Origin of the sequence: Mesorhizobium sp. M1A.F.Ca.ET.072.01.1.1, from assembly GCF_004023325.1 — a bacterium.
Taxonomy (GTDB): Bacteria; Pseudomonadota; Alphaproteobacteria; order Rhizobiales; family Rhizobiaceae; genus Mesorhizobium.
In genome coordinates, this window is sequence record NZ_RZSF01000382.1 from 1 (window position 1) to 5661 (window position 5661).

Consider the following 5661-nt stretch of genomic DNA (forward strand, 5'->3'; position numbering starts at 1 on the left):
GATCCGCATCGGCATCTTCTCGGCGGCGATCTTTTCCTTCCTCGCCTCATGGGACGAGGTGGTGGTGGCGATCTTCATGGCGAGCCCGACCCTGCAGACCTTGCCGGTGAAGATCTGGGGCAGCCTGCGTGCCGATCTGAGCCCGGTCGTCGCCGCCGCCTCCAGCCTGCTCGTCGGCCTCACCCTGTGCCTGATGATCGTCACCGCACTCCTTCGCAGAAGACTGTCCAGATGACCCGGCCATTCCTGTCCATCCGCGCGGTGAGAAAGGCGTTCGGCGCCTTCGTCGCCGTCCACGACGTCACCATCGATGTGCCGAAGGGCGAATTCCTGACCTTTCTCGGGCCGTCCGGCTCCGGCAAGTCGACGACGCTCTATGCGATCGCCGGTTTCCAGGACCCGACGTCGGGCGACGTGCTTTTGGAAGACAAGTCGCTGCTTTCGGTGCCGTCGCACAAGCGCAACATCGGCATGGTGTTCCAGCGCTACACGCTGTTCCCGCATCTGAGCGTCGCCGAGAACGTAGCCTTTCCGCTGCGGGTGCGCCGCCGGCCGGGTGCCGAAGTGAAGCGCAAGGTCGCCGATATGCTGGCGCTGGTGCGCCTGGAAAAATTCGCCGAGCGCTATCCCGGCGCGCTGTCCGGCGGCCAGCAGCAGCGCGTGGCGCTTGCCCGCGCGCTCGCCTATGATCCCCCGATCCTGTTGATGGACGAGCCGCTGTCGGCCCTCGACAAGAAACTGCGCCAGGAAATCCAGGCCGAGATCCGCCGCATCCACCGCGAGACCGGCGTCACCATCCTCTATGTCACGCACGACCAGGAGGAGGCGTTGCATCTTTCCGACCGCATCGCCTTGTTCAAGGAAGGCCGCATCGAGCAGATCGGCACCGGCGAGGACCTTTATCTCAGACCAGCGAGCGAGTTCGTCGCCGGCTTCATCGGCAATTCCAACTTCCTGCCGGCGGAGCACCTCGAAACAGAGAACGGCGTTGCCTTGGTGCGGCTGGCCGATGGCTCGCTCGTCAAGGGCGTGAAAGCCACACAGGGGCTCGGCCGCGGCCAAAAGGCCAGGCTGATGGTGCGGCCGGAAGCGTTCCGCCTGACGCCCATGGAAGGGAATGCGTCGCTTGCCGTCGAGATCGTCGACACCGCCTTCTTCGGCGATCGCCGGCGCGTCGTGGCGCGCACGGGGTCGGGCGACGAGATCGACATCAGGCCAACTTCGGATACAGCCGAACCGGGCGGCACCGATGCCGCTTCGGGACGGCAGATTTTCTTCGATCCCGCTACGGCCTTCCTGTTTCCGGTCTGAAGCCGGGCTGGGTCATCCCCGCGAATGGCCCGCCGCCATCCAGTGCCGCGTCGTCACAACCGCGTCCGTTTCGCGCTACGACCGGAACGCCTCTATGCGGCACAACCAGGTGAGGTCGAGCTATGATTGGCACCCGCTGGACCCGCGGTCGCGCGTAGAAGGCACGCCGGCAGGCGATCGCGGGCCGCAATGCTGGTCGAAGAAATCTGCAAGGCGATGAAGATCGGTTAGGTCGTGTGCCGCCGTGCCGATCAGCACGATCGCTGCAGAGACGTCGGCCATCCTCCTGTTGGATGCGCCGCCTTGATTAGAGGTTCACGCAGACCGGCCATAGGGGACGGTGCAGCAGGCGAGTACGCATCGCATGGCCTTCTCCTCTGCGCTGAGCCCGCCGAGATCGAGCATTTCCAGATCCCCGCTCAGCCGGGGACGCGCTTGACCGTCATCTCAGGTCATCCGGCCGCGTGGGCGATGAAGAGATCGAGTAGCTGCGTGCGACCGGAGCAACGCCGATCACCGGATTCAGCATGATGAACTGGCCAGCTTTGAACTGGCTCGACTGCCCGCCCTTTGGCGAGAAGACGAACGTCTTTACCTCGTGTCTCCTGAATGATGCGGCGATAGATCTGCGTCAGACGCTCCCTGAAGCGGTTGGATCGGCAGGATGAGAAAAAACAACTGAAGGCGTTCATCAGCTGGCTCGCGTTTAACGAGCCGAGCTTGCCAGCGGGCTTTCGTTCGATGTAGGAGGCGCTTCAGGCGTCTACGATCGACTTTATCGATCAACTCTCCAGCGACATGACGGCAAGGTGAAGCGCGCGGACGCCTTTCTTAATGATCGGCTCATGTCGGCGTCGGGCGAGGACCGCCGTGTAGACGGGCTGATGCAGAGTTGGAGCTTCTTCCACGATGTGGGAGGGGCGCTCGGCAGCGAAGCGTCGCGCATCGTCGGCGCGCATGTAGCATGTGCCGCCGGCCCGCCGCAGCATATTGTCCGCAAGCGTCTCGGAGCCCATCGAAAGCCGGCACGCAGTCAGGTTTGGCAGCGCCTCGGCATGAGCCTTCTCGAGCGCCACCGTGTAACCCGGCCGGATGTAACTTTCGGGGCTTACATCGCAAAGCCTTCGCGCCGTGGTCGAGACCATCACATATTCTTCGACCATGAGCTGGTCATATGTGATCTCGGGCAGGTAGCGCGGAGCGTAAACAACGGCAATATCAAGGTTTCCCAGGCTCAGATCCGATATCATCTGCGGCGAATAATCGGATTCGACGTGGATCGAGGACCGGGGCAAGACTTGCAACAGCATTTCCAGCCAACCAGGCAGGATCGAGCGGGTCATCCCGACCTGGGCAGCGACCCGCAGGCTCCCCTCGAACCTGTTGAAGGCGCGCACATCGTGACGCGCCTGGGACCAAGTCGACAGCATCGACCGCGCGTAGGTCTCAAACCGCCGCCCTGCCGCCGTTGGCTCGGCACCGGCGCGTCCGCGGTGGAAGAGCTCGGATCCAACGGCGGTTTCCAGGTTCTTGATACGGGTGCTGACCGTCGATTGCGTCAGTCCGAGGCGCTCTGCCGACCGGTTGAAGTTCCGCGATTCTATGATGTCCAGAAAGGTCTCGACCTGTTCCAGTTGCATAGGCAAGCCAATCGATTTTTACGATCGTATCGGCCCGATCATACGCTTGATCCAAACACTGACAAGGCGGAAGTTCGATGCAGGAATCCAGGGGCGTTCAGCGGCGCCCGCATCATCAAAGAGGGACAAGTGTTCATAGTCGACTGCGATTGCCACAATTACTGGTCCAGCGCGACGGTGCTGGAGCCCTACCTGTCCGGCGTCTGGAAAGACATGTTCATCGAAGGCGAGAAGACCGGCCCCGTCGGCGCCTTTCCGCACGGCCATCGCCCCTGGTTTCATCCGCAGGATTTCTCCCGCAAGGACGTGCGGCCGAAGGTCGAGGCGGACAATTACCTGATCATGAAGGAGAAGCACCTCGATAGATACAATATCGGAGTGGCAATCCTGACTGGCGACGAGCCGATCGAGGCTTCGACGCTGGCAAATCCCTATTACGCCAGCGCGCTGGTAAGCGCCTATAACGACTATCAGATCAATGAATGGCTGCCGAAAGACAGCCGCTTGATGGGCTCCATCGTCATCGCGCCGCAGGACCCACGCCTTGCGGCGGCGGAGATCCGGCGGCTCGGCGCGCATCCCCGGATGGCGCAAGTCCTGGCCTCCCAAGGCTCGGTGCGGCCGTATGGCGATCCGTTCTATCACCCGATCTTCGAGGCCTGTGCCGAGGTCGGCTTGCCGTTCGCCATACATCTTGGCGGGCATGGCGGCATCAACTGGAATGCCGTGGCGCCGGCGCCCACCACTTTCTTCTGGGAGACCCATGCGATCCTGCACATGTCGGCCATGTCGCATGTCGCGAGCATGATCGCGCATGGTGTGTTCGAGAAATGGCCGGATCTTTACTTTGTCGTCATCGAGTGCGGCATCGCCTGGGTGCCGTCGGTGCTCTGGCGACTTGACGCCGACTACAAAGCCCTGCGCAAGGAGACGCCATGGCTGAAGATGCTGCCGTCGGAATATTGTCGACGCAACATACGCTTCTCCACGCAGCCGTTGGAGCAACCGTCGAACGTCAAACACCTCTGGGCGATCCTGGAGGCGATGGACGGGGAGAACACGCTGCTGTTTGCGTCCGACTACCCGCATTGGGATTACGATGACGTCAACACGCTGCACATCCCGCCGGAATGGCGCGGCAAGGTGCTCGGCCAGAATGCGCTCGATGTCTACAAGCGGATCCCCCGCCCGCAAGCCGCCGCGGCAGCGTGACGAGGACCCAAATGGCTGAGAAGACGTATATTTGTCGCGCCGACGAGATCCAGGTCGGGACGCCATTCATCGCCAAGGTGCGCAGCCTGTCGATCGGCGTGTTCCGGATCGGCGATAGTTTCCATGCGCTGCTGAATGTTTGTCCTCACCGAGGCGCTCCGCTTTGCGAAGGGCCGCAATGCGGAACGACCGCTCCCGTCGAGGGACCCGAATTCATCTACCACCGCGAGAACGAAATCGTTCGCTGCGCCTGGCATGGGTGGGAGTTCGACATCCAGACGGGTGCGGCCCTGGTCAACCCGTCCGTTCGCGCGCGGACGTTCCCAGTCACCGTCGAGGCCGGGAGCATTTACGTGACGGCCTGATCAGAGCGGCGCGCGCCTTGGCGACCGGTTAGGCCGCCGTTACCCGAACACCATCTTCTTGCACCGGCTCTTGGCATGCTGCTGCTGGCGCCGATCGCATCGGCATCCGCTGCAATAGGCCGCTGACGGTCGGCGGCGGTTTTTTCGCGACAAACCGCTGGGCTATGGCGAAGACGCATTTGCGGCTTGGCAGGTCAACATGTGGCGTTAGAAATGGGAAGCTGGTCCCGAACGGCGATACGGCATGCGTCCCTTCCATGACGCCTCCGCCGGCCACACCCCAACCAAGGAGCATTCCATGACCTGGAGCGGCGTGTTTCCAGCAGTGACGACCAAGATGCAGGCTTCCGGCGCAGTCGACCTGAAAGCCACGCAAGCCAGCATCGAGTGGCTTGTTCAGAACGGCGTGTCGGGCGTGATCGTCCTGCCCATGCTTGGCGAGAATGCCACGCTGACACAGGCCAAGCGCGATGCCGTGGTTGCAGCAGCCAGGGAAGTCGTGGCGGGACGGGTGCCGCTGCTCTCCGGTCTTGCGGAATTGTCCACCGACGACGCGGCCGCGGCGGCTCGCAACTACCAGAAGCTCGGAGCCGAGGGGCTGATGACCTTCCCCAGTCTCGCCTATCGCACCGACCGCCATGAGACCGTGGCATGGTACAAGACCGTGGCCGAGGCCAGCGATCTGCCGGTGATGATCTACAACAATCCGCTCGCCTACAGGGTCGACGTCGACGTCGAGACGCTGAAGGCGCTGGTCGACGTTTCCGGCATCGTCGCCATCAAGGAAGAGACCGGCGATATCCGCAGGGTAACCGACCTGTTCAACGCCTTCGGCGACCGTTTCGACATCTTTTGCGGCGTCGACGATCTTATCCTTGAAAGCCTGACGCTCGGTGTTGTCGGCTGGGTGTCGGGCATGACCAATGCATGGCCGGCCGAGTGCGTATCGCTGTTCAACGCCGCCCGCGGCGGCGATTATGCGGCAGCGCTTCCGCTCTACCGGCTGATGACGCCGGCATTTCATCTCGATACGGACGTCAAGCTGGTGCAGTACATCAAATTCGCCGAGCATCTGGTGTACGGCGCTCCGGAACACGTTCGAAAGCCGCGCCTGCCGATCGGCGGCGAGGAAC

At 62.6% G+C, this 5661-nt stretch carries 6 protein-coding genes and 1 pseudogene; 5 read left to right on the top strand and 2 right to left on the bottom strand.

The genetic code is table 11. From position 1 onward, the window contains the following. Both EOA32_RS32215 and EOA32_RS32220 read left to right on the top strand, forming a co-directional pair. Positions 1-235, top strand: a pseudogene (locus EOA32_RS32215) (ABC transporter permease); the annotation flags it as partial. Further along, positions 232-1311, top strand: coding sequence for an ABC transporter ATP-binding protein (locus EOA32_RS32220; RefSeq protein ID WP_128373885.1), 1080 nt, complete (start codon positions 232-234; stop codon positions 1309-1311). The pseudogene EOA32_RS32215 and the gene EOA32_RS32220, both read left to right, overlap by 4 nt. A 452-nt stretch (positions 1312-1763) precedes the next feature. Here the strand turns inward: EOA32_RS32220 and EOA32_RS32225 are convergent, their stop codons facing one another. Both EOA32_RS32225 and EOA32_RS32230 read right to left on the bottom strand, forming a co-directional pair. Continuing rightward, positions 1764-2003: a hypothetical protein gene (locus EOA32_RS32225; RefSeq protein ID WP_128373886.1), complete on the bottom strand. Its 240-nt coding sequence runs from the start codon at positions 2001-2003 to the stop codon at positions 1764-1766. Positions 2004-2093: 90 nt separating this feature from the next. Beyond that, positions 2094-2951 (bottom strand): LysR family transcriptional regulator, encoded by an 858-nt coding sequence (locus EOA32_RS32230; protein WP_066993899.1) that lies wholly within the window; start codon positions 2949-2951, stop codon positions 2094-2096. A 129-nt stretch (positions 2952-3080) separates the two neighbouring features. Here EOA32_RS32230 and EOA32_RS32235 point away from each other — a divergent pair, with 129 nt between their 5' ends. The 3 genes from EOA32_RS32235 to EOA32_RS32245 form a co-directional block, all read left to right on the top strand. Further along, a complete protein-coding gene (locus tag EOA32_RS32235) occupies positions 3081-4163 on the top strand; it encodes an amidohydrolase family protein (protein ID WP_128373887.1) in 1083 nt (360 codons plus the stop codon). Between the two features lie 11 nt (positions 4164-4174). Then, a complete protein-coding gene (locus EOA32_RS32240; RefSeq protein WP_066994002.1) occupies positions 4175-4528 on the top strand; it encodes a Rieske (2Fe-2S) protein in 354 nt (117 codons plus the stop codon). A gap of 298 nt (positions 4529-4826) precedes the next feature. Then, positions 4827-5661, top strand: an 835-nt coding sequence (locus EOA32_RS32245; protein WP_145971423.1) for a dihydrodipicolinate synthase family protein, incomplete at its 3' end; no start/stop codon positions are given.

Bases quoted from the DNA above. Each gene is read 5' to 3' on its own strand.
- EOA32_RS32220 (WP_128373885.1), top strand. From the start codon at position 232: ATGACCCGGCCATTCCTGTCCATCCGCGCGGTGAGAAAGGCGTTCGGC.
- EOA32_RS32225 (WP_128373886.1), bottom strand. From the start codon at position 2,003: ATGAACGCCTTCAGTTGTTTTTTCTCATCCTGCCGATCCAACCGCTTC.
- EOA32_RS32230 (WP_066993899.1), bottom strand. From the start codon at position 2,951: ATGCAACTGGAACAGGTCGAGACCTTTCTGGACATCATAGAATCGCGG.
- EOA32_RS32240 (WP_066994002.1), top strand. From the start codon at position 4,175: ATGGCTGAGAAGACGTATATTTGTCGCGCCGACGAGATCCAGGTCGGG.